Source organism: Pseudomonas sp. Irchel s3h14 (assembly GCF_900187425.1).
GTDB lineage: Bacteria > Pseudomonadota > Gammaproteobacteria > Pseudomonadales > Pseudomonadaceae > Aquipseudomonas.
This window is the reverse complement of record NZ_FYDJ01000002.1, coordinates 79275-103493: the sequence shown is the minus strand read 5'-3', so window position 1 is coordinate 103493 and position 24219 is coordinate 79275. Positions and strand designations below refer to the sequence as shown.

Below are 24219 nucleotides of genomic sequence, written 5' to 3'. Positions count from 1 at the left end.
TTTCCATCGAACAGTCGTAAACGACACGGCCGGCAGCCTGCGGCTGTCTTCTAAACCGTGTGAGATCGGAGGTGGGTGTTTACGCGTCGATGGGCGGGGCGCGGGTGCGGGCACCGGGGAAGAAGGTTTGCCGGGCGTGGCCCAGGCGAGGGGAGGGTGTGGTGAAGGTGCTGGCTGTTGGTGTGTCGAATGCGACGAAAGACTGGCCGCCGGTCAGCGCCGGGCAATTGAACAGCAGGCTGCAATAGCCGCATTTTTCCCAGAGCGCGTGATGTGAGGCCTTGGGCGGGCAGTGCTCGGCAGCGGGTTGTGCGTCGTGGTCGGCGTGATCCATCGCCGACATGTTCATGCTCATGTCCATCGACATCGTCATGGACATCGAGGCGCGCTGATCCATCGGCATCGACTGAGAAATCAGCGGGCCGATAAAGATCATCAACATGGCGAACAGGCTGATCCAGCTACCCCGCGTCAGGCTTAACGGCTGACGACGGTGTGCGGATGACCTGGCGCTAAGCGGGCGCATGGGCGTTTTTGCTCAGTCGCTTACTGGGCGTGGGCGTGCGTCTGCATGCCTTCCGGCGGCTTCTTCTGCACCGAGATGTCGACCGTCACGTCGCCGGATTTTTCGAAGTGCATCGTCAACGGGAAGCGTTTGCCGTCGCTCAACAGGCTGCGGTCTTTCAGGTTTACCAGCATCACGTGATAGGCCATCGGCGCAAAGGTGACGTTGCCACCGGCAGGAATGTCGACGCTCGGCACCTGCTGCATTTTCATCAGATCGTTTTGCATGACGTGCTCGTGCAACTGGGCTTCGCCTGCAATGGGCGAGTCGACACTGAGCAGCCGGTCAGCCGTTTTACCGTTGTTGTTAATCACGAAATACGCCGCAACCGTTGGCGCGTTTGGCGGCAACTCTTGCGACCACGGATGAGCGATCTCCAGCTCCCCGGCTTTGTATTCGTGAGCATTGGCAAAACAGGCAGGCAGCAGCAACACAGCCAGGACGATGAGTTTGTTCAACATGGCAGTTCTCCAGAACGATTCAAAACGCAGGTCAATTGCGAGAAGGAATCACACCAGAGGGGAAGCGCGGGGGTTGAGGTTCGGCCATTGCTGGCGCGGTGTCGGTGTATCGAGAGAGGCGTCAGGCAGGCTTCGATTGGCTTCGAAACGCGCGAAGTACAGTTGCGGCACATGCCCGGGCAGCGCCACCAGTGGCGCGGAACCCGAACAGCACCAGCAATGTTGCATGTTGGAGTGATCGTCACTCTGCGGGGTTTTCTGTTCGATATCGCCCAGGGAAATCGCCACCATCTTGATGCCGCTGGACGAACAGAAACTGCCCCACAACAACTGCTCGGCGGGTGATTTCGCCGTCTGCGCTATCGCTCCGGACATCGGCATGGCGAGCATGTTGAACAGCACTGCGAAGCAGGCGATCCAGGCAAATGCGAGCCGTTGTCGGGACATGGGAAAAATCCGGTTGGGTGGGCGATCAGGCGCGGCTATTTAGCCTGATCAGGGCCGATAAGTAAAAAAGCGGCGTGCGGTGTGGTGTCGCAGCGCAGTCAGAGAGTGCTGGCGTGCAAGCGCAGGCCCAAAGCTTTCATAACCTTCATGATAGTAGTGAATTCCGGATTGCCAGTGCTGCCCAGTGCTTTGTACAGGCTTTCACGACCCAGCCCCGCATCACGGGCAATCTGTGTCATGCCCTTTGCTCGGGCTATGTCGTTAAGGGCTGCACGTATGAGCACTCCGTCGCCAGCATCTTCCTCAAAACAGGCGTCCAGGTAAGCGGCCATTTCTTCTGGTGTTTTTAGAAACTCGGCTGCGTCGAAACGGGTGAATTGTTCGGTCATCGTAGTCTCAGAGCAGCTTGTTTAAGGGGCTCAGAACCATAAGGGGAGGATTGCGAACCGACTAGTCGGTCGTTTTGGATGATGTTGTGTGTGAGGTCCGATAGAGATGTAGGGCGTTGCGCATTCTTTTGTAGCAGCTGGCGAAGCCTGCGTCCGGCTGCGAAGCAGTCGTAAATCCTCCATCCACGATTAACCTGAAAAACCGAGGCGTTTGATTTTACGACTGCTGCGCAGCCGGACGCAGGCTTCGCCAGCTGCTACAGGTTATGTGGTGGTTTCTGCTATCAGGGCTGCCAACACCTCTGTCACCGACCCAAACTCCCGATCAACCTCCGTCAACACCGGCCGCTGCAAAACAATTACCGGCACCCCACGCTCCCGTGCCACTTCCAGCTTCGGCTCGGTCGCGGTGCTGCCGCTGTTCTTGCTGATCAACACATCAATCTGCCGACGTTCAAACAGTTCACGTTCATCCTCGATCAGAAACGGTCCACGCGCGCCGATGACTTCGCAGCGTTCGTTGCCGGGGTAAACGTCCAGGGCACGCAGGGTCCAGAATTGCTCTGACGGTATTTCGTGCAGATGCTGCAACGGTTCACGGCCAAGGGTGAACAGCGGCCGCCGGAACGGTTCCAACGCTTCGATCAACTCGGCCCAATCGCTGACATCTCGCCAGTCATCCCCAGCCTGTGGTTGCCAGGCCGGGCGCCTTAACGCCCAGCAGGCAATGCCGCTCAACCGCGCAGCGGTGGCGGCGTTCTGGCTGATTTGTGCGGCGTAGGGATGGGTGGCGTCCAGCAACAGGTCGATCCCTTCACCCTGAATGAACTGCGCCAGACCTTCAGCGCCGCCGTAACCGCCAACGCGAACCTGGCAGGTCAAATCCGTTGGCACGCGACCGACGCCGGCCAGGCTATAGATGTGTTCTGGCCCGAGGGTTCGAGCGATGGCCAAGGCTTCCGTCACGCCACCCAGCAACAACACGCGCTTCATTGAAAAGCTCCCGCATGGCCGACAATCCCGCCCTGGCGATCGATGGCAAATACTTCGACCTGAACCTGCGCCGGCACGACGCTGCGGGCAAAGTCCAGCGCGTGCTGACACACCGCATCACCGAGGGCGATGCCCGCCGCACTGGCCATCGCCAAGGCTTGCTGACTGGTGTTGGCCTCGCGAATCCCTTGCTGCAATACCTCATCGGCGCCAATCGCCGCCGCCCACTCGGCCAGTTGCGGCAGGTCGATGCTCGAATGCCGGCTGTGCAAATCCATGTGCCTGGCCGCCAGTTTGCTGATCTTGCCGAAACCACCGCAGAGGCTGAGTTTATCCACAGGCACTTTGCGCAGATGTTTGAGCACGGCGCCGACGAAGTCGCCCATTTCGATCAGGGCGATTTCCGGCAGGTCGTAGACCCGGCGCATGGTGTCTTCGCTGGCATTGCCGGTGCAGGCGGCGATGTGCAGGTAGCCGTTGGTTTTTGCGACGTCGATGCCCTGATGGATCGAGGCGATGTAGGCCGCACAGGAAAACGGCCGGACGATGCCGCTGGTGCCGAGAATCGACAAACCGCCAAGAATCCCCAGGCGCGGGTTCATGGTTTTCAAGGCCAGCGCTTCACCGCCTTCGACGTTCACCGTGACGTCGAAACCGCCGCGGTAATCGAGTTCTTCGGCCAGCAGGGTCAAGTGGTCGGTGATCATCTTGCGCGGTACCGGGTTGATCGCGGGTTCGCCGACGCCCAACACCAGCCCCGGCCGGGTCACCGTGCCGACACCACGACCGGCATTGAAGCGAATGCCCGGCGCCGTGTTCAGTCGCACGTGGGAGTAGAGCAGCGCGCCATGGGTCACGTCGGGGTCGTCGCCCGCGTCCTTGATCGTCCCGGCCTCGGCGCCGTCATCCGTCAGTCGACAGAACTCCAGACGCATCTGCACGTGCTTGCCTTTGGGCAGGACGATGTCCACGGCGTCCGAGCCTATCCCGCTCAGTAACAGTCGAGCCGCCGCAAGGCTGGTGGCGGTGGCGCAGCTGCCGGTGGTCAGGCCGCTGCGCAACGGTGCGGGTTGTTCGGCGGTTTCGTCACGCATTGAAAGGCTTCGTCACTTCCAGCAAGGTAATCGGCAACGCCTGACGCCAGGTATCGAAGTCTCCCAGCGGTTGGGCTTGAGCGATATGGATTCGCGTCAGTTCCCCGCCGTGCTGCTCGCGCCAGGCCATCAAGGTCATTTCACTTTGTAGCGTGACGGCGTTGGCGATCAGTCGGCCGCCGGGTTTGAGTTGTGCCCAGCAGGTGTCGAGTACGCCTTCGCGTGTGACGCCACCACCGATGAAAATTGCATCCGGGCGTTCCAGTCCGGCCAAGGCTTGCGGCGCACTGCCGCGAATCAATTGCAGGCCGGGCACGCCGAGTGCATCGCGGTTGTGCTCGATCAACAACTGCCGACTTTCATCGGCTTCGATGGCCAGCGTTCGGCAACTCTGATGGGCGCGCATCCACTCGATGCCGATCGAACCGCTGCCGGCACCGACGTCCCACATCAACTCACCGGGGATCGGGGCAAGACGCGCGAGCGTGATGGCGCGCACGTCGCGTTTGGTCAGTTGGCCGTCGTGCTTGAAGGCTGAGTCCGGCAGACCGGCCAATCGGGAGAGGCGCGGCGTATTGGGTTCGGCGATGCACTCGATGGCGATCAGGTTCAGATCGGCGAACACAGGATTGTTCCAGTCATTGGCGACACCTTCGATGCGTCGTTCGGCTGCACCGCCCAGATGCTCCAGCACGGTGAGGCGACTCGCACCGAAACCGCGCTCACGCAATAACGTCGCGATCGCGGCCGGGCTCTGACCGTCGTTGCTCAACACCAGCAAGCGAACACCGCTGAACAACTGCGCATTGAGTGCGGCGATGGGACGAGCAACCACCGAAAGCGTCACCACATCCTGCAACGGCCAGCCCATTCGCGCTGCCGCCAGCGAGCAGGAGGAGGGCGCCGGCAGTATCAGCATTTCATCGTTGGGCAGTTTTCGGGCAAGGCTGGCGCCTACACCGAAGAACATCGGATCGCCGCTGGCCAGTACGCAGACCGGTTCGCCGCGCAGCGCTAAAACCGGCTCAAGGGAGAAAGGGCTGGGCCACAACTGCCGCTCGCCACGGATGCACACCGGCAGCAAATCCAGTTGCCGCTGACCGCCAATGATCCGCGAAGCGCGCAGCAGAGCGTGCCGGGCGTTTTTGCCCAGGCCCTTGAAGCCGTCTTCACCGATTCCCACTACTGTCAGCCAGGAGGCCATGTTGTTCCTCAACCCAATGTTCATGTTCAAAGGCGGCATGATAGCGCGGCTTCTGTCATCTGACGCGGATCTATGCCCGAGACAGGAGAACTCCGAGTTGCAGACACTTAATGTTGAGGAAAAATTGTTTTTTGAACGGGAGGTTTTGGTAGTTTGGTTTGTGTTTTGGTTGCACGATTTTATATGTAATAAGTAAGCGGCCAATAGTTGATGTTGGCTGCGACACTATCAAGGATGAAAGAAACTTATATGGATAACGTGTTAGCTAAAGGCGTCATCGAGCATGATGCGCTGATGATGAATAATGTGCTGCTGACCGGCATTGCCGGCCAGACGATCGCCGACAATAGCTTTGTCAAAAATTGCATTCATCTGGCCCAGCATGGCGCGAATAAAGTCGCAAAGAGCGAGACGCAGCCGGGGCCTTGGTTCGATCATTACGCCGGTATGTTCTGGTCAATGGACTGGACGCTTGCCGAGCCTGTCGAGTACATCAAGCCGCAGTTTTCGGGCAGTTTGAAACAGGCCTGGTTGAACGTGGCACGTCCCTACCTATCGAGCGCTCAAATAGCTCAGGTTGGAGCAGTACTTGGAAAGCTGGAGAGTGACGCCAAGTTGCTGGCAAAGATTGCGGGCTTAAGTGGGAAAATAGGCGGATTCAACATCGTACCGGTCAGTTATAAGCCCAACGGAGATCTGGAAATGGTGGTCAGTCATGTCAGGTTGATCAAGTCGGGCATCACTACACCCTATCTGTTCTGGACGATAGACCAGAGTCTGTCCCAATTGGATATCCGGATTCGGCGGTTGGAGATCAAGCGTCGAGACATGGACGCCATTCGACAAAGCGTGGAAGAAGCGACTCGAGCCCTTGCGCTCGAGTTCAGCGAGTACGAGCTCTAATCCACGCAGGCCGAAGCATTCTTTTGCTTGATTGATACTTCGGCAGCGTTTCCGACCGGCAGACTTTTCATGCACTCGGGCAAAGCAGGCATAATGGCGGCCCTTCGCCCTTCACGTGCATCCAGTCAGCCGGTCACTCATTGAACAAACGCCCGATGTCCTCAGCCTTACGCCCCTCGGCCTGCCCGGGGTTGCTGCGTATCGTCCAGGCGCTGGACGGCGGTATCTGCCGGATCAAACTGAATGGCGGTTCGATCAGTGCGGCTCAGGCCGACGCAGTGGCCAGTGCTGCCGAAAGGTTCGCCGGCGGCGTGATCGAGGCGACCAACCGCGCCAATCTGCAGATTCGCGGGATCGGTAGTGAACATGACGCCTTGATCGACGGCCTGATGGCAGCAGGGTTGGGCCCAAGCACTGCTGCTGGCGACGATGTGCGCAATCTGATGCTCAGCCCCAGCGCCGGGATCGATCAGCAGATGCTGTTCGACACGCGTCTGTTGGCTGAACAGATCCTCGCCACCTTGCAAAGTCATGAACGCTTCCACGACCTCAGTGCCAAGTTTGCCGTGCAACTGGATGGCGGCGAAGGCTTGGCGATGCTCGAACATCCCCATGACCTGTGGTTGTCCGCCACTGAGCGAGACGGCGAGCTGGTTTTTGCATTCGGTCTGGCGGGTTGCCCTGTGGACCCGCCTGCGGGCGCGGTGTCACTGGATCAGGGCCATGCGCTGGTGGTCGCGGTGCTTGAGTTGTTTCTTGATCTGGCGCGTCCCGATCAAACGCGCATGCGGCATTTGCTCGCTGAATGCTCGCTAGACGAATTACTCTCCCGTCTGGCCGAGCGTGTGCCGCTGATGCCCATCACGGGTTGGCAGCGCAAAGTAAGTCCGAGTGTCTTGCACATCGGCGCTCATCCACAACGCGACGCCGAGCATGTCTATATAGGCGCGGTGCCGCCGCTGGGCCGTCTCAATCCCGCGATGCTCAGAGGCGCTGCACAACTGGCTCGTGACCACGGCGACGGCAGCCTGCGCTTCACACCTTGGCAAAGCCTGTTGTTACCCGGTGCCCATGTCGACGATGCGCCGCAAGTTATCCACAACCTTGAACAACTGGGCCTGCGTTGCTCGGCCGACGATGCCTTGGCGCACCTGGTCGCCTGCACCGGCTCGACGGGTTGCGGCAAAGGCCTGGCCGACACCAAGGGCGATGCCCGGCAACTGGCCGCGCTGTTGCAACACCAGGGCCAGACACAGAACGTGCATCTGTCCGGTTGCTCACGTTCCTGCGCGGCCGCGCACATTGCACCGGTCACGTTGCTGGCGGTTTCTCCCGGTCACTACGACCTCTATTTTCGCGATGCAGCGCATCCGGGTTTCGGCGCGCTGCACGCACACAACCTTACTATTGAAGCGGTCGCAGCCTTGCTCGACGCCCGCTCACGGAGCCCCCTTGATGCTTGATTACATCCGCGACGGTCAGGAGATCTATCGCAACTCCTTCGCGATCATTCGTTCCGAGGCCAATCTCGAGCGTATTCCGGCCGATCTGGAGAAACTCGCGGTCCGTGTGATCCACGCCTGCGGCATGGTCGACGCCATCGACGGCCTGCAATTTTCCGAAGGCGCGGGCAAGGCCGGGCGTGATGCGCTGGCCGCCGGTGCACCGATCCTGTGTGATGCGCGGATGGTCAGTGAAGGTGTGACCCGCACGCGTTTGCCTGCGAACAACGAAGTCATCTGCACCCTGCGCGATGAAAGCGTTCCGGAGCTTGCCCGCGAACTGGGCAACACCCGCTCCGCCGCCGCGCTGGAACTGTGGCGCCCGCACCTGGAAGGCAGCGTGGTGGTGATCGGCAACGCACCGACCGCGCTGTTTTATCTGCTGGAAATGCTCGACGCTGGCGCGCCGAAACCGGCACTGATCCTCGGCTTCCCGGTGGGCTTCGTCGGCGCAGCCGAATCCAAGGCAGCGCTCGCGGCGGACAGCCGTGGCGTGCCTTTCGTCATCATGCAAGGTCGGCTGGGCGGTAGTGCCATGGCCGCCGCCGCCGTCAATGCCCTCGCTACGGAGATCGAATGATGCAGCAACCTGGACGTTTGATCGGCTTGGGCGTCGGCCCTGGTGATCCGGAACTGATTACCGTCAAAGCCCTGCGCCTGCTGCGCGAATCGCCGGTGGTGGCGTACTTCGTCGCCAAGGGCAAAAAAGGCAACGCATTCGGCATCATCGAGGCGCATTTGCAGGACGCGCAAACGCTGCTGCCGCTGGTGTATCCGGTGACCACAGAAGCGTTGCCAGCGCCGCTGTCGTACGAACAAGTGATCAGCGATTTCTACGATGCGGCCGGCGAAGCACTCGCCGCGCACCTGGACGCTGGCCGTGACGTGGCGGTGATCTGCGAAGGCGATCCGTTCTTCTACGGCTCCTACATGTACCTGCATGATCGTCTGGCTGAGCGTTATGAAGCCGAAGTTGTGCCGGGTGTCTGCTCGATGCTCGGCGGTGCCTCGGTACTGGGCGCGCCGCTGGTGTATCGCAATCAGAGTTTGTCGGTCCTGTCGGGTGTATTGCCCGCCGAGGATCTCAAGCGTCGTCTGGCCGATGCCGATGCCGCGGTGATCATGAAACTGGGGCGCAACTTCCCCAAGGTCCGTCAGGTACTCGAAGAACTCGGGCTGGCGGAACGTGCGCTGTACGTTGAACGCGCGACCATGGCCAACCAGAAAATCGTTCCGCTGGATCAGGTCGAGCCGATGTCCTCGCCGTACTTCTCGCTGATCATTGTGCCCGGTGAAAGGTGGCAAGGCTGATGGCCCGTCCAGTTCCGGCGATTGTCATTCTGGGCAATGGCAGCCTCGCCACCGCGCGCAAGATTGCGCAGCTGTACCCTGGCGCATTGATCCATGGCCTGGCCGAACGGGTGGAAGGCGCGGACCGCGTCTATCACGAATTCGGCGCCACCTTGCGTGAGTTCTATCAACAGGACACGCCGATCATCGCCTTGTGCGCTGCGGGCATCGTGATCCGCACGCTGGCCCCGCTTCTGCTGGAAAAAGGCGCCGAGCCGCCAGTCCTGGCCGTGGCTGAAGACGGCAGCGCCGTGGTGCCGCTGCTTGGCGGTCTCGGCGGGGTGAACGTCATGGCGCGCGAGATTGCCGCCGGTCTCGAGGTTGCTGCGGCGATTACCACCAGCGGTGAATTGCGCTTCGGCACCTGCCTGCTCAATCCACCCAGCGGTTACGCCCTCGGCGATCTGGAACTGGGCAAGCGCTTCGTCTCGGATTTGCTCGCCGGCCAAAGCGTACGCGTCGAAGGGGCTGCGCCGTGGCTGGCGCAAGCGCAGTTGCCGCAAGATCCTCAAGCGCAGCTGTCGATCCATGTCGGCCATGCCGAGCGTGCGCCTGCGGCCAATGAATTGATGATCTACCCGCGTAATGTGTTGGTGGCGGTGAGCGCCGAGGTCGCGGATCTGCCAGGCGCGATTCGCTCAGCCTTGCATCAGGCGAAAATCGCCGTGCAATCGGTGGCGTGCCTGTTAGCGAGCGATCTGAACATGGCCAGCACGGCATTGCGCGAAGCGGCACTTGAACTGGGTGTACCTCTGCGGTTTGCGTCGGTCAGCGGCGGCGTTAGCGAGTTGTCCCGCCACACCGTGCCGAACGCTACCATCGTGTCAGCGGATACCGGCATTGCCATCACGGTGGCCACTCAGCCGCTGGACGCTACGCAGATCGGCCGTGCACGCGGTCGTTTGGCGGTGATCGGTCTGGGTCCTGGCGCCGCCGAACTGATGGTGCCAGCGGTCAAGGCCGAACTGGCCAGGGCCACCGACGTACTCGGTTACGAAACCTACGTGCGCATGGCCGGGCCGTTCCGCGAAGACCAAGTGCTGCATTGCACTGACAACCGCGAAGAGATGCAGCGTGCCCGTCACGCCTTCGAGCTGGCGGCGCAAGGCCGTTCGGTGATTGTGGTGTCGTCCGGTGACCCCGGTGTGTTCGCTATGGCGGCGGCGGTACTTGAAGCGTTGCATGAGTCGAGTGAGCCGAGCTGGCACAGCGTCGATCTGGAAATCCTGCCGGGTGTCTCCGCGTCGCTGGCGACCGCTGCGCAGGCCGGTGCGCCGTTGGGGCATGACTTCTGCGTGATGTCGCTGTCGGACAACCTCAAGCCTTGGGCGATCATCGAGAAGCGCCTGGACCTGGCCGCCGAAGCCGATCTGGCGTTGGCGTTCTACAACCCGATCTCGCGGTCGCGTCCTTGGCAGTTGGGTCGGGCACTGGAGATTGTCGCGCAACACCGCACCGTAGAAACGCCGGTGGTGTTGGGACGAGACATTGGTCGCCCGGGCCAGACCTTGCGCGTGACTACGCTGGGGCAGTTGACCCCGGATCAAGTGGACATGCGCACCATGGTGTTGATCGGCTCGTCCACCACCTGTGCATTTCCTCGTGCCGAGGGTGGTGAGTGGGTGTATACGCCGCGTTGGTACGGTATCAAGCCTGCCTCCTGAACCACAGCGGCCCCGCGTGGGCCGTTTTTCACTTGATACATTCCCGTCTGCTGATTTGGCACTTTCACTTTGGCGTTGATGCGTCATTTATTTCACCAGCCGTTGTGGGATTTATGACTCTCGCCACGACGAATTAATACTGTTTTCTGTCGCTGATTTCTTCCTTTATACAGTGCTTTTTTTGCAGTCGAAAACTTCGGCGTTGCGCATGAGTCACAACGCTGCCTGTTTGTTGATGGCCTCGATGATTTTGTTTGTCCAAGTGCGATTATTTAAGTCGGCAATATAAAGTTTTATTATTTTCAAATTTGATTGTATTGAAATTAATTGAATTTCTTCGGGTTTGAAGTGCCTGCTTTTACGATTTAGTTTTGTCTCGTGTGAAGTGGTTGCTTCACGTAATGATCTGGTCTCGTTCAAAAATACGAAATGGTTGACGTTGTCGTCGAGCGGTATTTGCGTGGCTGGCTTACAGAACTTAATTGCATGTATTGAAGCTGGAGAGTGCCTTGTCTAATAGTCATTTGGATGTTCCGTATGTCGGTGAATATGTAAAGTTCGCAAAACTTTTTAATCTTAAAGATCTTGAGCAGGCGTTAATTTCACACAAAGGTACCGATGAGTATGACGCCGTCTTCAGGTATTACTCAGGCTGCATCGACTTGCTCGATTCGCCAAGGATGCTGGAGCCGCTGGGCCTGTTGAAGCAGGCTTTGGCATCTTTTGGCGGGCCTGTGGGTCGACCACGACGAACGACTGAGTCGCTTCCTCCCAAGAGCGCGCCCCCCGACGTGACAGACATCTACGAACGGCTCGAAGGTTTCGAGGCTCGTTTGTCGAACGGTACCCAGCAGTTGCTAATTCCCAAAACAAACGTTCCTGACAATCTGCATTTTGTCTGGCTCGGCGGTGGTATGGGCGATATCCAGCGCGACTACATCAACATCTGGAAGCAGACATTGTCTGGGCAGGGTTACACCCTCAAACTCTGGTACGACAGCGATGCATTGCTGGCCTACGAAACCAATCGGATTATTGTCGAGGCGGCCAAGGCTGACGCCATGCTTGATGGCGGGCAGGCCAGTAGTACCGCTATTGAACTAGGCGATAAATATGAAGAACGGGTCATTGCTCTCAAGCAGCAGATGTTTGCGCACATTAATAAAGCGGTAGAGCGCGGAGAGAGCGCCGACGACGCCAGGATCGATCTGTTGGTTCGAGCCTATAGTCAAGATGAAGGACGGTTGAAAGTACTCAGGGAAAACAACCACCAGAGTCTGTTGTCGTTGAAAGAGAGCGCTATTGTTCTTTGCGATCTCGCCACCGAGGCGACACCCTTGTACTTGCAGGACATCTACGAGCGAGAAGTCAGCTTGCGTGGCAACTTTGCTGCCGCCTCCGATATTGTCCGCGCCGAGGCACTGCTCGCCGACGGTGGCAGTTATGCAGACGTGGATAACCTGCCGCCGCTGTTAGAAAAGCTGGGCGGGGTGGATATAAGCCGGTTTGGCTCGGATGCACGCCTGGGTGTTTTGCAGTTGATACTTGACCACCGTCCTGAGTGGATGCCGGGGCGGCAGGTTATACGCAGCAGGTACACAAGCTATTTCGAGCAAATTCCTCAGGAGCACCGTGAGGCGCTGGAGAGTTTTGCCAAGAGCAGCCCTGATATCAGCAGTGTTTTCCGTCGCCCGGTAGAGCGCCAGGTGCGACCGGATGGACTGCGTGCCGTCGCCGAACAAAGCACAATGAGTAACGCGTTCATGATGGCTCATACCGGGTCAGCGATGCTCAAGGCTGTTCTTGACCGTTTCAGGCTTAACTATGAGGTAGTTGATGCCACCGCCCGGTTAGCCGTTGAAAGAAGGATCGCGCTTATCGATGCCCAGGCAGTCAGTGACGTTGCCGAGGAGGTGGTCGAGAAACGGTTCGGGCCCTTGCATGAACTGTCGATGGAGGAAGAAATAGCGCTCAGGTTTTTGGTTGAAGCTGCCGCTGCTTACTACAGCGACGGAATCCGTCCACAGAGTGAAGTGACCATTTATCTGACCGGGCCTGCTGCGATGCGCGATGGGCTGGCGGATTACGAGAAGATGCATTTCACTCCACGGGGCGCTGAAGCTTCGAGAGCTGAAGTCGCCATACCCGCCATCGCAACCGTCAACCGGGCGACCGAGGAGGAGCTGGATCACTCCTGGAAGGAGAACGAGAGCGATACGGCTCAATGGCTGAATAGAGAAAAGCAGCGTTGGGAGGCCGGGAAGTTCAAAGCCCGCTATGCCGGCGATGTCACACAACTGCTCAAGTACCAGCGTATTGATTTCGAAGAAGGCTGGCCGGTGATCGAAGGTCGTCATGTGTTGATTACCGATCTGTTGCAGCAACTGGCCGATGACCTCGGTGAGCCATTTCGCCAGGCAATGAGTCAGCGCCACAACGGCAGCGTGACGTTTGAAAAGCCGTTGTCCCTGAGCTTCGATGACCGGCAAGCGATCATTGCTCAGGACGCCAACATCCGCCCCCCGGCACCCTTCCCGGACGCGGCGACACAAAACCTGTCGGTGGATGAACTGCTGAGCCAGCTCGCCAAAGACCCACTGCTCACCCTGAATCTAAACCCGCTGCAACGTCTGTTGCTGGGTGGCCTGTTGGGGGTCAATGCCCTGGATAACCGGCATTTTGATGCAGCCAGTGCAACGCTTGAAAACCTTGCCAATACGATGTCGGAGTTGGGAGTCATCCACCGTTACGGGGCCATTGAGCGGGAGTTGTTCAAGCAAAGTCATCCGGCTTTCCTTGCCGGGTTGACGAGTGCTTCCAACCCGCCCGTGGCCTTGTCCGAAACCAGCGTCGAGCTCAAGAAGCAGGCACTCGAACGCCCGCTGACGCTGGTGGAATGGGGGCGTTTGGTCGCCAGGATTCAGCACGTGGCGAAACTCGAGTACCGCGACCGGATTGGCGAACGAATCGGTGAAGTGCTGGAGAGCTTCGATCACGGCAGTTTCAAGTTGGTGCCCCAGGACTTGTTGCTCGAAGGATCGGGCGATCGGGTTGCCGGACGCTGTTACCCACTGGCACTGGCCATGGCTGCTGCGCTCCATAAAGGCAGCAACGCGGCAAATACCTTGCGGGAACGCTTTTACCTGGCGGTTACCGAGCCTGAAGCCGGCGACTCAAAGGGGTTTGTGAACATGATCGAGGAGCTGCGTGACGTCCCGGTCAATGAATCAGGCAAGCCATTGATGCGTTCCGATCTGACTCAGGTCGTAGCGATGCTGGAAGAAAAAACGGCCACCACCACCCTGATGCTCAACTCGGACAACCACTCGATGCTGGTTGCGAAAACGTTTGAGGGGCCACACAGCGCTTACCTGCTCTACGATCCGAATTTCGGGATCTTCGAGTTTGTGACTGCCTCGACGTTCAGTGAGGCGCTGACGCACTTTTTCATCCGCAAGGAGATGGCCAGGCATTACGCCGCCTTTGGGGATGTGGCACGTCCGATTTTTGACTTGATCGAACTCAATGGCGCAGGGCTGAACGCCATGGTGCTTGCGTCCGGTGCTCAGGTCTCAAGTCTGTTGGTGCCGGGAGCGTTGCCTGAGCAGGCGCCTCGGGTAAGACAACGGCTGGCCAGTGCCCGGGGGCAGTCGTTGGTCAACAATGCGGCGCTGGGCAGTTCATTGCTGGAACTGGACGCGCACTGGTGGGGTGGGCAGATCGCGCAGGCGACACGGCAGTTGCAGGAGCAACACGGGCTGGCGTCGGATTCTGTTGTGTTGTTCGAGACACTGGAGATAACCCCAACGGGGGAATACACAATCAGTCTGGTCAACACCGATGCCGGGCAGACCATTGAGCGTGTCACCACCAGCGATCACCGGTTCCTGAGAATTAAAAACTTCCTCTCCGAAACCTTCCATTCATTGGCCGCTCGCCCGCGTGCGCCGGTCAATCCGCTCGATCCGACGGACGCCGGCAGCGTTCATACGCTCAATGCCGGTTTCACCATACAGGCCCTGATGAATGCGCTGCGACATCACGAGGGCGCGGCCAGCGGTGGTGACAAGGCCCTGACCACCGCCATTCGCCTGCATGCCTACGTGAACTATGCCCAGTTGGCCCATGGCAACGTAGTGGACGTTATTGGTGTGATCAAACTGGTCCGCCAGGCACTGGACGATGAAAAGCTGATCGCCAGGACCAGCGCGCCGTTTGTGCGAAGGGCGTTGGGGCATATCGCCAATGAAGGGGTCGGTACGGTATTGGGGATGGTGAATGTCGGGTTTGATATTTATCAGCTAAGCCACGCCACCAATGAGATTGAAAAGGCGCAGTTCGGGACGCAGTTGGCCTTCGACTCCGCGAGTGTGGTGTTGGGCGTAGCGGGTCTGGGGGCAGCCCTGGCTGGCGCGGGTACGGTGGCCGCGGTGCTGGGGGGCGCCGGGGTGATTTTTGGCGGAGTGGCAGTGGGCGTTACTGCGCTGGCCGAAGGTTTTGCGACGATTGCGGAGGAAGCCAAGGAGGTCGCGCTGTTTTTTGCTGGGCTTGAAAAGGCGTATGTACAAGGCGGCTATTACCTGGACAAGGCGTTGAATGCCTGGATTGCGCAGCCCTTGCTGGTGTTTGCCGATTTGGATTTGCGCGCATCCACCGTCCATTTCGACAGCCCGAAACTGTTCCCGCTTCGGAACCATTTCGGGGTCCCGGATTACGATGTGAATTACGAACGAGCCATCGATATTCGTCAGGGACTTGAGTTGCCGGACTCGGCGAATTTCTCACCACAGGCAGGACAGACCATCGTTCTGCCCTGCCGACCGAAGACCTGGTACGGCTACGAATACAAGGCGCTGCCGTTTGTCACGTTTCGTCATGCCGGCGGGTTCGACACGGCACGTCGACTGGAGAAAAAGAACGCACAGGGGCAATGGCAGTTTCTGTTTTCGTTCTATTCGTTTCCCAGCGATTACGTGGTCAACCGGCTGTACCCGGTCTACAAATCAACGGTATTCAACGTTCGTCTCGATAACATCGAGCGATCACTGGCGGTACCTGCGCTGCCGAAGATGTGGCACGGGCTGGTGTCCTACCGGGTAGAAGGCGCAGGAGCTCAATGTTCCGTGCTGCTCAATCCCGGGGTGAGCCTTGAACTCGTCGCACCCGGTCACATTGCCATGCAATGGATGCTGCTGGCTCCATGGCTGGTGGAGGCAGACATCCGGATAGAAGCCGGGGGGCGCCTTGTCTCGGGGACATTGGATGTGACGTTCAGTGGCAGTGGCGTTCACCATGTGTTGCTCAAGCTGTCGAAAAACAAAATCGTGCTCGTTGATCTTGTTGCCTGCAAGCTTGAAGTGGTCGAAGAAGAGGCCAGTCCGGCCCTCGGGGAACAAGCGTTGCTGGATCACTTCAAGACACTGACCCATGAACATCGCCTCGCCGCGTCTTACACCCCTGTTCGCAACTTCGTGGTGCCGTTCGAAAAACCGGACGAACCCAGGACAGTAACCGCGTATTACGACTCGGCGCTGGATCGTTTTCTGTACATCCGCGACTCGCATGTCCTGATGTCGGATGAGGTGAGATTGGGCGCGGTGGTGGAGGGTTCGGCTTACTTCTATCACCCCGAGACTTTCTATGTCTGGCAGGTCGATGCGATCACCGGCACGCTGGTTCAGCGCTATCGTTTGCTTTTTAGAGATAGCATGGCGATTGTCCGCTTCGAGGCTGTGACCAATGGCGGCATTCAGATCGTGCAGCAGCTCCCTGGAAAGGACGGCCAGCGCGATGAACTGACCTATGTGATCCATGACCGGGCCGTGCTGCTCAGCTCGATCACCCGCGGTCAGGATCCTGCGTTGCAGGTCGTTTTGGAGGCTGACACGCTGAAGGACTGGAAGCAGGTGCTGGGCGACTATGTGTTGCTGGCAGAGTCCGCCAATTCAGTGAACTGGCGTCCCGGTGCACTGGTTTCGATTTGTTGGCAGATCGATGCCGAGTCGCGGGATCTGGTCTGGGTGCGCAGCAGTGATGGGTTGATTATTCGTGCACCTGCCAGGCGTCACCATGCGCGGGGATGGGCAGACTCGATCAAGGCCTTGAATGATCTTGTGCTCATTGCTCCCGCCGGTGTCGAGGGCGACGTGTTCGTTACCTACGACAAACTTCACCAACGCCTCATGTGTCAGCAAAGGTCGATGGTGGAGGGTCGCGCACAATGGGCGTCCAGCAACATCTCCCCCCCTGGGCTGAAAAATGTTGTCGCCGTTGAGCGGGACTATCTCGTCCTGACCGACTCTGGTCTGTTCTTTAACATTATGCCGGACGGGAATCTGAGACTCGGCGGGCTGACCGAGCACTGGTTCAAGGGAAAAACCCAATGGTGGTCGGCGCTGGAAACGGTTGCGGTGCAATACCCGGTGTCGAGTTTTGCCATCCTGGGTTTGACCGGTTTCAAGGGAGATGCCTTGTGCGCCTGGTACCTGGATGGTCGGCTGCTGCTCGCTGAAATGGGGCGCGGTAAAGAAGTACGGTTGCTGAGTCTTACTCCAGACAATCAGGCCACCTGGCTGTTTGATCTTTCAACCGGCAAGATTGTCCGTCAGGGTTTTATCGATCCAGACCGCTTGAGCACGGCATTTGCCCAGGGAACGAAACTGTTACTGGCTGAGGCATTGCCAGCCCTGACGCAGGAATGGGCGAGCTGGACCTTTAGCGACGTAACAGAGGAAGGCTCTGGCCTGAGGGCAACGACGCTTGAAGGTGTGGAGGTGGATTTACAGTACAACGAACCGGTACGGATTACGGGCGTTAACAGCCATTGGGTCGCTGCATTGGAAGTTGAGTTGAGTGAGGGCCTGGCGGTGCTGGCGAACGAACATCGATGCGCCGATTTTCTGTCCGTCAAAGACCCTGACTACCAACAATGGTACGTGGTCCGGACCGGACGGTTGATCCGAATTCCGAAGACCGCTATTGCTGCGCCATTCACGCTCGTCGGCACCCAGCATCAAACCAATGTGATGCTGCATGACCGCAGGGACGGTTTTTTGCACACCTATCCGCAAAACAACAGGGTCGGGCCGCTCGACTATGTCCAGCGAAACGCCGAAGTACTGGTGGTCGAGGGGGCGAAAACGCGTACGGACCTGCTCCCGTTGATTGCCGATAATGTCAGCATCCTGGTGCTCAAACTGGGTCAAGGTTCAACGACCTGTCGGCTTACCAGAGCCGCATGGTTGAAACTTGAATCGGTCATTGTCGATTGCCGCTATGCACTCGATCACCCGCCTTCGGTTCCGGGAAAACTGATCTGGGATATCGTGGTCGCGGATCAGTTGTGGGCGAGCCGGGTCGATGAACACTTGGTGATTGTGGATGCGGACAGCGGACACAGTTTGATCTTTCGCGACGTATTCTCGACCGATGTCGTTTTGCAACGGAACGTATTTCTGACGATGAGCGGCTATCACTCCTTAGCGGTGTCAACACTGGTGAGTGCCCTTGTTGCCAGGAAAGGCAGCACGAGTAGTGTGTTGCTCAAAGACATTTTGCCCACCGCAATAGTTGAAAAAATAGAAGATTGAGTTCTGACAGCCATCGATGGCGAGGACAGGCAGTTCGCCGCGCTAATGACGAAGGTGGGCGTCACGGAACCAGATAGCCCTTCACCCCGGTAAAGATGATCTGCGCCGCCAATGCGCAGACGAACAACCCCATCAACCGGCTGACGATCTGCAAGCCCTGGTCACCGAGAATGTGCTCGATGCGGTTGGACAGATAAAGCACTATGCCGACCGTAAAACTGGCCAGGGCAATACTGAGAATGGCCGTGAGTTTGTCGTCCCAATGAGGCTGGCTCACGCCCATCACCAGCAAGGCGCCGATGGTGCCGGGGCCGACCGTCAGGGGAATGGTCAGCGGGACGATGGTCACGTCCTGCTGCACGTTGTCGGTCTGCACCGCAGACTTGCCTTGGGCCATGCCCAGCGCCGAGATGAACAACACACTGCCGGCGCCGATGCGGAAGGCGTCCACGGTGATGCCGAAGACACTGAAAATCACTCGCCCGAACAGGTACAGCAAGACGCTGGAGACCAGGGTGGCAGTCGCCACTTTCCAGGCCAGGCGACGTTGTTCCTTGCGCGAATAACCGCGGGTCAGACTGATGAAGCAGGACAGTACGAAGAACGGGCTGTAGAGCACCAGCATCTTCAGGTAAACGCTGAACAACACGTGGAGCATGGTCGAAGCCCGCGGCGATTGAAATTGAAGTGGAGTCTATCAGGCGCCGGGCAGTCTGTCGGCTTGCAGTCATGGGCCGGTTGCAAGTGCCAAAGTCCTCGTTATGTTAATAGTGGCTTAGTTGTTTGTTTGTTTGTTTGTTTGTTAGTGGGTGGTTGGCTTGTCGGGATAATAATAAATTACATTATTTGAAGTTACAGTTGTGTGCTTGTTCGTTTTTTATAAGTTGCGTAAGTTTGTCGCTCGGGCCCATGGAGGGCCTTAATTAAATAAAAGGAAATTGAAATGAACATTGAGTCTAATCCGGTTGTAACTCTGTCTGACCGTCTTGAGCGTTTGAATGCTTATGATGCAGCACCTGAGAATGTTGTTATCGCTCCACGGGGTATGGCGATCAAATCTGTGCAGATTAATACCGATATCGAACAGCCGGACCGTGCATCGATTGTAGGTGACGGTGTGCTGTCTTTTGTGTCGGGGATGTCCGAACAAAACAAGACCGACATTCAACACACTTATCTGTTTGCCTCGTTAGTGGCGAACAAAAAGTATCCGCGTGATGATCAAGGCAAGGAGTGGTATCAGTACTTCCTGCAAGTCATGCAGGATGCGGGCTGGACCATTCTGCAGAAGTATTACGACACCGTTGCGGCCTCGGGCAAGAGCTTCAAAATGGATCAACTGGTCCTGAAGGTTTTGGGCTCCGCCGTTGCCGCCGCCGCTGTACCTGGTCCGACCTCGGCGCTGATGTTGAAAGTTGCCGGCGATGCGCTGGCTGCACTGCAAGCCAGTGATAAACCGCTTCAGGTCTTCGACCAGAACATCAAGGATTCCGGTACGGGTGGTTTTGGTGTGGCGTCCTGCATCGAGAGTCAACACGGTGAAGTCATCCTGGCTCTGGGCGCGGTGCGCTTCATCAAACATGTTAACCAGACCAAAGTCCTGTTTGTTGATTGGGATGCCAGTTCGGTTGATCTGTACAAAGGCGAGAGCCATATGACCATGGTGCCATCCATTGTTGCGCGTACTCGTGCCACTATCATCGCGAAGTTAGGTGATCGTGCACTGACTAAAATCGACGAATACGAACTCTGATCACGGGTGATCGCTTGGCGACTGCGTAGCAGTCGCCATTCTTGAATGGATCAGGAGAATGTGATGGACAATCAGTATTCAGTTTTTATTGATGCAGGTGCCGTTGTATTACTGTCCTCTACGCTATTGGCGCAGGAGAGGCAGGATGTATTGAATTCGGTATTGTTTGCGCAGTTAGTGGCTAACAAGAAATACCCGGAGTTCGCCCGTGCTGGCGGGTGGTATGAGACATATCTGGGGGTGTTAAAAGACAGTTGGTTGCAGAGGTCTGTTGCGTGGGACAGTTTCGCCGTTGACGACGCGTCGAAACGCGCCATGGTCAATTGGGTTGAGAATCGGTTGGAAGCGCCATCGGCTCGCACCACGATTGCCCATGTCATGCGTGCCTTTGACGATATTGTCCACTTGCCTGATACCCACCCGGTGATTGAGCGGCTGCGGGAGCAAACACTCAGGCCAGAAAATGACAAGGATGGGGACTCTCCAGCGAGTTGTAACGTCAGGTTGCAGATCATCGTGGCCCGACAAGGGTTGTTGATGGACAGTCTTTTTGTAGAGTTTAAAACTACTGTACAAGGGGCGAGCGATCCCTTGGGCCATCTTTTTTCTACCGAACATGTGGAGGGTAATATCTATCTAAGGTGGTTTAATGCCAACTTGTCGCCTGTACTTTATGGCTCCATTCGTGAAGCCGTGGTAAGGAAACTGGGGGGCAAGGCCGCGAATAATATCCTTGCCGTTGACGTCCAAGCGGGCGAAGTGCCGTTAACGCCAGAAGTGTCTTTATGAGTATTCTGAGCGCTCGGCAGGCCGTCACTCAGACCATCAACGATGGCACCTCTCCAGGCGCAGCAGTGGTTTCAGTGAGGGTCTGTCTCCCCAAGACAGGGAAGATATCTACCTGAGCAATCTGTATGCGCAACTCGCCACCCGTTCGGCATACGAGGACGGGTTGGTAGGTAACTGGTTCGATTACTATAAAAACAAACTCAAGTTTCTGGGTTGGGATACCACGCGTCCTGTCACTCCTGCACAGGCAAGGGGAGGACAGATGGCGGATAGCGTGTCGCGGCAACTATCAGACTCGGCGGGCGACCGCTTTTCGCGCCCGGCAAGTCAGGCGTTAGCCGCTCTGAAGCGTAACAGCACAGCGCTTGAGGTATTTGAAAGGACCAGTCTGCTACGTGAGAAGGGGATTTTCCAGATGATCCCCTATGCGCTGAAATCGCCCGGGAAAGTCGAAATAGCCCTGTATCACAAGTAGTTCAACACTCGCCCACGGGTCTCGAAGTTCTTGTTCTGGCCAATGGAGGAAATCGTTGAAACCAGCCAGGAAGAAATGGCGATCATTACTTTCAGCACGTTTCACTACGCAACGTTCAGAAAGAAAGTTGCTGCTGCAGTTGTCGCCGAAACGACTCGTCATTTACATGCGCTGGAGTTATGAGCGGCGTTTCGAGCGCCTGATTATTGCAACGTCGAGGCTCAGGACGTTTGAGTCGCTGCCCGGATCTGCTGATCACGCTGGGCCACCCAATGCTCGATCAGGTCACGCAGTTGCGACAGCTCGACCGGTTTGGCCATATGCCCGTCCATACCGGCCTGGCGTGCACGTTCTTTGTGCTCGGCGAGGATGTGCGCAGTCAACGCCACCACCGGCGTGCGAGTCCGCTGATTACCGACTTCCCAGGCACGCAATTGCTGAGTTGCGGAGAAGCCGTCGAGGATCGGCATTTCGCAGTCCATCAGGACCAGGTCATAACGCTGGGCTTTCATCGCCTGCAAGGCTTCTTCGCCATTGCTGGCGGTATCCGGTTGCAGGTTGAGCTTGCCTAGCATGCCGCGAATCACTTTGGTCGAGATGCTGTTGTCTTCGGCCACCAGGATGCGGAAATCGCTTGGCACCTTCACCGGTAAGGTCGGGCCGGTGGGCAGGTGCTGCGAGATGGAGAGGCCCTTGTTTCGCTGGTTCAGCTCGTCGGCCAACGTCGTCTTGAGGGTATAGCCGGCCACCGGTTTGGCGAGGATGCGTTTGATCCCCGAGTTGCGCGCGATGATCTTGCTGGGCGCATTGCTGATGCCGGTGAGCATGATCAGCAGGATGTCGTGGTTCAGGCTCGGGTCTTCCTTGATCTTGGCCGCCAGTTGCATGCCGGTCATGCCAGGCATGTTCTGGTCCAGCAGGACCACGTCGAAGTAATCGCGCAAGTGAGCCTTGGTCCGCAGCAGCGCCAGCGCTTCCTTGCCGGACGCTACGGCACTGACATTCAGGCCCCAGGCGGTGCACTGTTGCACCAGCACTTTGCGACAGGTGTCGTTATCGTCCACCACCAATACCCGTGCACCCTGCAGGGGGCCATCAAGGTCAGACGTCGGATGTTCGAGGCGGTCAGGGTCCAGCGGCAGGGTCAGCCACAAGGTGCTGCCTTGGCTGGCGCCGCTCTTGATCCCGAACTCCCCGTGCATCAAGCGAATCAGCTGACGGGCAATCACCAGCCCCAGATTGCCTCCCAAGCGGGTGGCCGAAAGGAAGTGCTTGCTGTGCAGTTCGGCGTGCATCAATGCGTCGCGCTCTTCGGCGTCCATCGGCTCACCGCTGTCCTGCACGGCAATGCGCAAGCGCGGTTTGGCACTGCGTTCATCGAGGGCGACGACGATCAGGATTTCGCCTTCGTCGGTTTTTTTCAGGGCGTTTTCCAGCAGGCTCAGCAGGGTTTGACGCAGGCGAGTCGGGTCACCGCTGATGACGCGCGGCACTTGCGGCTGGATAAAGCTGATCAGCTCGACGTTCTGCTGTTCGGCCTTGGCGCGGAAGATGCTCAGGCAGTCTTCGATCAGTGCGTTGAGGTCGAACTGCACATCGTCCAGTTCGATCTGCCCGGATTCGAGCTTGGAGATATCGAGAATCTCGTTGATAAGTGTCAGCAGTTCGTTGCCGGCACTGTGGATGGTCTGTACATAGTCGCGCTGCTTGACCGAGAGCGGCGTGCCCAGCAGCAGCTCGGTCATGCCCAGTACGCCATTCATCGGGGTGCGGATTTCGTGGCTGATTTTTGCCAGGAATTCGGCCTTGGCGTTGATCTCGGCGTTGCTGGCAGCCAGGTCGCGGCTGACGCTGAAACGGTCTTCGGTGATGCTGCGCTGACGTTCGCTCAAGGCAATGCTCATCAACACGCCGCTGATGCAGATTAACCCCAGCAGCGTCATGATCAAGCCTTGCGGTGCGACCAGGGTCAATCCCAGCAGTGCCGGCAACATGATCAGAGTGCCAATGTTGAACACCACCATCGCCGCGACGAACAGGCGCGCCGGGCGATAACCTTTTTGCCAGTGATAGGCGCTGACGAACAACATGCTCAGACCTGCCAGAGCGACCAGGGCGTAGGTCATGATGTTCAGCGGCAGCGTGTTGACGAACAACAGCAGCAAGCCGCAGACCACGATGAACAGAATGTCCCCCAGCAGCAGTTTGTTCAGCGGGTGCGGGCCGAGTGGGGCGAAGAAGCGATAGGCGAACATCAGGCCGCACGGCGCCGTCAGCAGCAAGGCGAGGTAGGCGCCGGGTGTCTGCACCGCGTGCCAGTTCGGCAGCCAGGGCCCTGCCAGATTCAGCAACAGCAACAGGCTGAGCATCAACAATGCTTCACATCCGGCCAGCCAGAAACTGCTGCGTGAGCGGGTATAGGCGTAGCGGACGAGGCTGTACAGGATCAACATCCCGAGGCAACCGAACAACAGTCCGTAGATCAGCGTCTGATTCTGATTGGCCGCGGTCATGACCGCTGACTGCAGGGTGATGTAAGGCCTCAACTGATGGTCGGAGACCAGTCGCAGGTAAACATCGAGAGGTTTTTCGTTTTGCGGCAGCGGCAACATGAAGTCGCTGCTGGGCAGTGGTCGTTCAGCCTGGGGCTGACCGGTGCCGGTGTTCAGTTGCTCGATCAGCGTGTCGCCGTCCAGCACATACAGATTGAAGTGCGACAGGTCGGGAGCGAACACCCGCAGCAACTGTTCATGCTTGCCGGGAGCGAGTCTGAAGCGCAGCCATAACGCGCCATCGGGTTCGGCGGCGGTGAGGCGGTCGAGTTCAATGGGGCTGAATTGATTGGTGTAGCGAGCGGAACGGATGTCGCTGAGCTGCAAGTCGCCCTGTTCGTCAAGCAATACCGCCCAGCCACTGCCTTGCGCGGCCTGGGCCGGGAGCATGCAGAGCAAGGTCAGCAGAGTGACGGTGAAACCTATGGCAATCCTGAGCCAGCGCACGGCGAAATCCCTTCGTAGGTTGATGCCAGAATATAACTATGC

General features: G+C 58.1%; 19 protein-coding genes. 10 read left to right on the top strand and 9 right to left on the bottom strand.

Annotated elements, in window-relative coordinates:
- Nucleotides 1–79: 79 nt before the first annotated feature.
- From CKW16_RS04170 to cbiE, 7 genes are all read right to left on the bottom strand, one after another.
- Nucleotides 80–526, bottom strand: coding sequence for a DUF2946 domain-containing protein (locus tag CKW16_RS04170; protein WP_095127339.1), 447 nt, complete (start codon nt 524–526; stop codon nt 80–82).
- A gap of 20 nt (nt 527–546) precedes the next feature.
- A complete protein-coding gene (locus tag CKW16_RS04165) occupies nt 547–1026 on the bottom strand; it encodes a copper chaperone PCu(A)C (protein WP_095127338.1) in 480 nt (159 codons plus the stop codon).
- A 48-nt stretch (nt 1027–1074) separates the two neighbouring features.
- Nucleotides 1075–1473 carry a DUF2946 domain-containing protein gene (locus CKW16_RS04160; RefSeq protein WP_095127337.1) on the bottom strand — a complete coding sequence of 133 codons (399 nt, stop codon included), beginning with the start codon at nt 1471–1473 and terminating at the stop codon, nt 1075–1077.
- A gap of 98 nt (nt 1474–1571) precedes the next feature.
- On the bottom strand, nt 1572–1862 hold the full coding sequence (locus tag CKW16_RS04155; protein WP_095127336.1) for an addiction module antidote protein: 291 nt from the start codon (nt 1860–1862) through the stop codon (nt 1572–1574).
- A gap of 264 nt (nt 1863–2126) precedes the next feature.
- On the bottom strand, nt 2127–2855 hold the full coding sequence (locus CKW16_RS04150; RefSeq protein ID WP_095127335.1) for a cobalt-precorrin-6A reductase: 729 nt from the start codon (nt 2853–2855) through the stop codon (nt 2127–2129).
- Nucleotides 2852–3949, bottom strand: a complete 1098-nt coding sequence (locus CKW16_RS04145) for a cobalt-precorrin-5B (C(1))-methyltransferase (protein ID WP_095127334.1) — start codon at nt 3947–3949, stop codon at nt 2852–2854. The genes CKW16_RS04150 and CKW16_RS04145 overlap by 4 nt, the downstream gene beginning before the upstream one ends.
- Nucleotides 3942–5153 (bottom strand): precorrin-6y C5,15-methyltransferase (decarboxylating) subunit CbiE, encoded by a 1212-nt coding sequence (gene cbiE, locus CKW16_RS04140; protein ID WP_095127333.1) that lies wholly within the window; start codon nt 5151–5153, stop codon nt 3942–3944. Before cbiE ends, CKW16_RS04145 begins: the two co-directional genes overlap by 8 nt.
- 249 nt (nt 5154–5402) lie before the next feature.
- Between cbiE and CKW16_RS04130 the strand changes: the two genes are divergently transcribed.
- The 6 genes from CKW16_RS04130 to CKW16_RS04105 all read left to right on the top strand — a co-directional run bounded on the left by CKW16_RS04130 (nt 5403) and on the right by CKW16_RS04105 (nt 18161).
- The gene (locus CKW16_RS04130; protein WP_095127331.1) at nt 5403–6056 is read left to right on the top strand and encodes a hypothetical protein; all 654 of its coding nucleotides are present in this window, start codon (nt 5403–5405) and stop codon (nt 6054–6056) included.
- A gap of 155 nt (nt 6057–6211) precedes the next feature.
- The gene (gene cobG / locus CKW16_RS04125) at nt 6212–7519 is read left to right on the top strand and encodes a precorrin-3B synthase (RefSeq protein WP_095127330.1); all 1308 of its coding nucleotides are present in this window, start codon (nt 6212–6214) and stop codon (nt 7517–7519) included.
- The gene (locus CKW16_RS04120; protein ID WP_095127329.1) at nt 7512–8138 is read left to right on the top strand and encodes a precorrin-8X methylmutase; all 627 of its coding nucleotides are present in this window, start codon (nt 7512–7514) and stop codon (nt 8136–8138) included. The genes cobG and CKW16_RS04120 overlap by 8 nt, the downstream gene beginning before the upstream one ends.
- Nucleotides 8138–8869: a precorrin-2 C(20)-methyltransferase gene (locus tag CKW16_RS04115; RefSeq protein ID WP_095127328.1), complete on the top strand. Its 732-nt coding sequence runs from the start codon at nt 8138–8140 to the stop codon at nt 8867–8869. Before CKW16_RS04120 ends, CKW16_RS04115 begins: the two co-directional genes overlap by 1 nt.
- Entirely contained in the window at nt 8869–10572 is a 1704-nt protein-coding gene (gene cobJ / locus CKW16_RS04110; RefSeq protein WP_095127327.1) for a precorrin-3B C(17)-methyltransferase, read from the top strand. The genes CKW16_RS04115 and cobJ overlap by 1 nt, the downstream gene beginning before the upstream one ends.
- Nucleotides 10573–11252: 680 nt before the next feature.
- Nucleotides 11253–18161 carry a TcdA/TcdB pore-forming domain-containing protein gene (locus CKW16_RS04105; protein WP_256580450.1) on the top strand — a complete coding sequence of 2303 codons (6909 nt, stop codon included), beginning with the start codon at nt 11253–11255 and terminating at the stop codon, nt 18159–18161.
- A 61-nt stretch (nt 18162–18222) separates the two neighbouring features.
- Here CKW16_RS04105 and CKW16_RS04100 read toward each other — a convergent pair whose 3' ends face one another.
- Nucleotides 18223–18819: a MarC family protein gene (locus CKW16_RS04100; RefSeq protein WP_095127325.1), complete on the bottom strand. Its 597-nt coding sequence runs from the start codon at nt 18817–18819 to the stop codon at nt 18223–18225.
- A 285-nt stretch (nt 18820–19104) separates the two neighbouring features.
- Between CKW16_RS04100 and CKW16_RS04095 the strand changes: the two genes are divergently transcribed.
- The 4 genes from CKW16_RS04095 (at nt 19105) to CKW16_RS32245 (ending at nt 21361) form a co-directional block, all read left to right on the top strand.
- Nucleotides 19105–19914 (top strand): hypothetical protein, encoded by an 810-nt coding sequence (locus CKW16_RS04095; protein ID WP_141232703.1) that lies wholly within the window; start codon nt 19105–19107, stop codon nt 19912–19914.
- Between the two features lie 63 nt (nt 19915–19977).
- Nucleotides 19978–20703 (top strand): hypothetical protein, encoded by a 726-nt coding sequence (locus CKW16_RS04090; RefSeq protein ID WP_095127323.1) that lies wholly within the window; start codon nt 19978–19980, stop codon nt 20701–20703.
- A 163-nt stretch (nt 20704–20866) separates the two neighbouring features.
- The gene (locus CKW16_RS32250; RefSeq protein ID WP_176471515.1) at nt 20867–21178 is read left to right on the top strand and encodes a hypothetical protein; all 312 of its coding nucleotides are present in this window, start codon (nt 20867–20869) and stop codon (nt 21176–21178) included.
- Nucleotides 21179–21220: 42 nt separating this feature from the next.
- Nucleotides 21221–21361: a hypothetical protein gene (locus tag CKW16_RS32245; protein ID WP_176471514.1), complete on the top strand. Its 141-nt coding sequence runs from the start codon at nt 21221–21223 to the stop codon at nt 21359–21361.
- Nucleotides 21362–21399: 38 nt separating this feature from the next.
- On the opposite strand, the gene CKW16_RS04080 is transcribed toward CKW16_RS32245, so the two are convergent.
- Nucleotides 21400–24177, bottom strand: a complete 2778-nt coding sequence (locus CKW16_RS04080) for a hybrid sensor histidine kinase/response regulator (RefSeq protein WP_095127321.1) — start codon at nt 24175–24177, stop codon at nt 21400–21402.
- Nucleotides 24178–24219 lie beyond the last annotated feature (42 nt).

Excerpts from the sequence above, each read along its gene's own strand:
- CKW16_RS04100 (WP_095127325.1), bottom strand. The coding sequence starts at position 18,819 with ATGCTCCACGTGTTGTTCAGCGTTTACCTGAAGATGCTGGTGCTCTAC.
- CKW16_RS04170 (WP_095127339.1), bottom strand. The coding sequence starts at position 526 with ATGCGCCCGCTTAGCGCCAGGTCATCCGCACACCGTCGTCAGCCGTTA.
- CKW16_RS04090 (WP_095127323.1), top strand. The coding sequence starts at position 19,978 with ATGGACAATCAGTATTCAGTTTTTATTGATGCAGGTGCCGTTGTATTA.
- CKW16_RS04105 (WP_256580450.1), top strand. The coding sequence starts at position 11,253 with ATGCTGGAGCCGCTGGGCCTGTTGAAGCAGGCTTTGGCATCTTTTGGC.
- CKW16_RS04130 (WP_095127331.1), top strand. The coding sequence starts at position 5,403 with ATGGATAACGTGTTAGCTAAAGGCGTCATCGAGCATGATGCGCTGATG.
- CKW16_RS04115 (WP_095127328.1), top strand. The coding sequence starts at position 8,138 with ATGCAGCAACCTGGACGTTTGATCGGCTTGGGCGTCGGCCCTGGTGAT.
- CKW16_RS04165 (WP_095127338.1), bottom strand. The coding sequence starts at position 1,026 with ATGTTGAACAAACTCATCGTCCTGGCTGTGTTGCTGCTGCCTGCCTGT.
- CKW16_RS04150 (WP_095127335.1), bottom strand. The coding sequence starts at position 2,855 with ATGAAGCGCGTGTTGTTGCTGGGTGGCGTGACGGAAGCCTTGGCCATC.
- CKW16_RS04120 (WP_095127329.1), top strand. The coding sequence starts at position 7,512 with ATGCTTGATTACATCCGCGACGGTCAGGAGATCTATCGCAACTCCTTC.
- CKW16_RS04155 (WP_095127336.1), bottom strand. The coding sequence starts at position 1,862 with ATGACCGAACAATTCACCCGTTTCGACGCAGCCGAGTTTCTAAAAACA.
- cbiE (WP_095127333.1), bottom strand. The coding sequence starts at position 5,153 with ATGGCCTCCTGGCTGACAGTAGTGGGAATCGGTGAAGACGGCTTCAAG.
- CKW16_RS04095 (WP_141232703.1), top strand. The coding sequence starts at position 19,105 with ATGAACATTGAGTCTAATCCGGTTGTAACTCTGTCTGACCGTCTTGAG.
- CKW16_RS04145 (WP_095127334.1), bottom strand. The coding sequence starts at position 3,949 with ATGCGTGACGAAACCGCCGAACAACCCGCACCGTTGCGCAGCGGCCTG.
- cobG (WP_095127330.1), top strand. The coding sequence starts at position 6,212 with ATGTCCTCAGCCTTACGCCCCTCGGCCTGCCCGGGGTTGCTGCGTATC.
- CKW16_RS32245 (WP_176471514.1), top strand. The coding sequence starts at position 21,221 with ATGGAGGAAATCGTTGAAACCAGCCAGGAAGAAATGGCGATCATTACT.
- CKW16_RS04160 (WP_095127337.1), bottom strand. The coding sequence starts at position 1,473 with ATGTCCCGACAACGGCTCGCATTTGCCTGGATCGCCTGCTTCGCAGTG.
- cobJ (WP_095127327.1), top strand. The coding sequence starts at position 8,869 with ATGGCCCGTCCAGTTCCGGCGATTGTCATTCTGGGCAATGGCAGCCTC.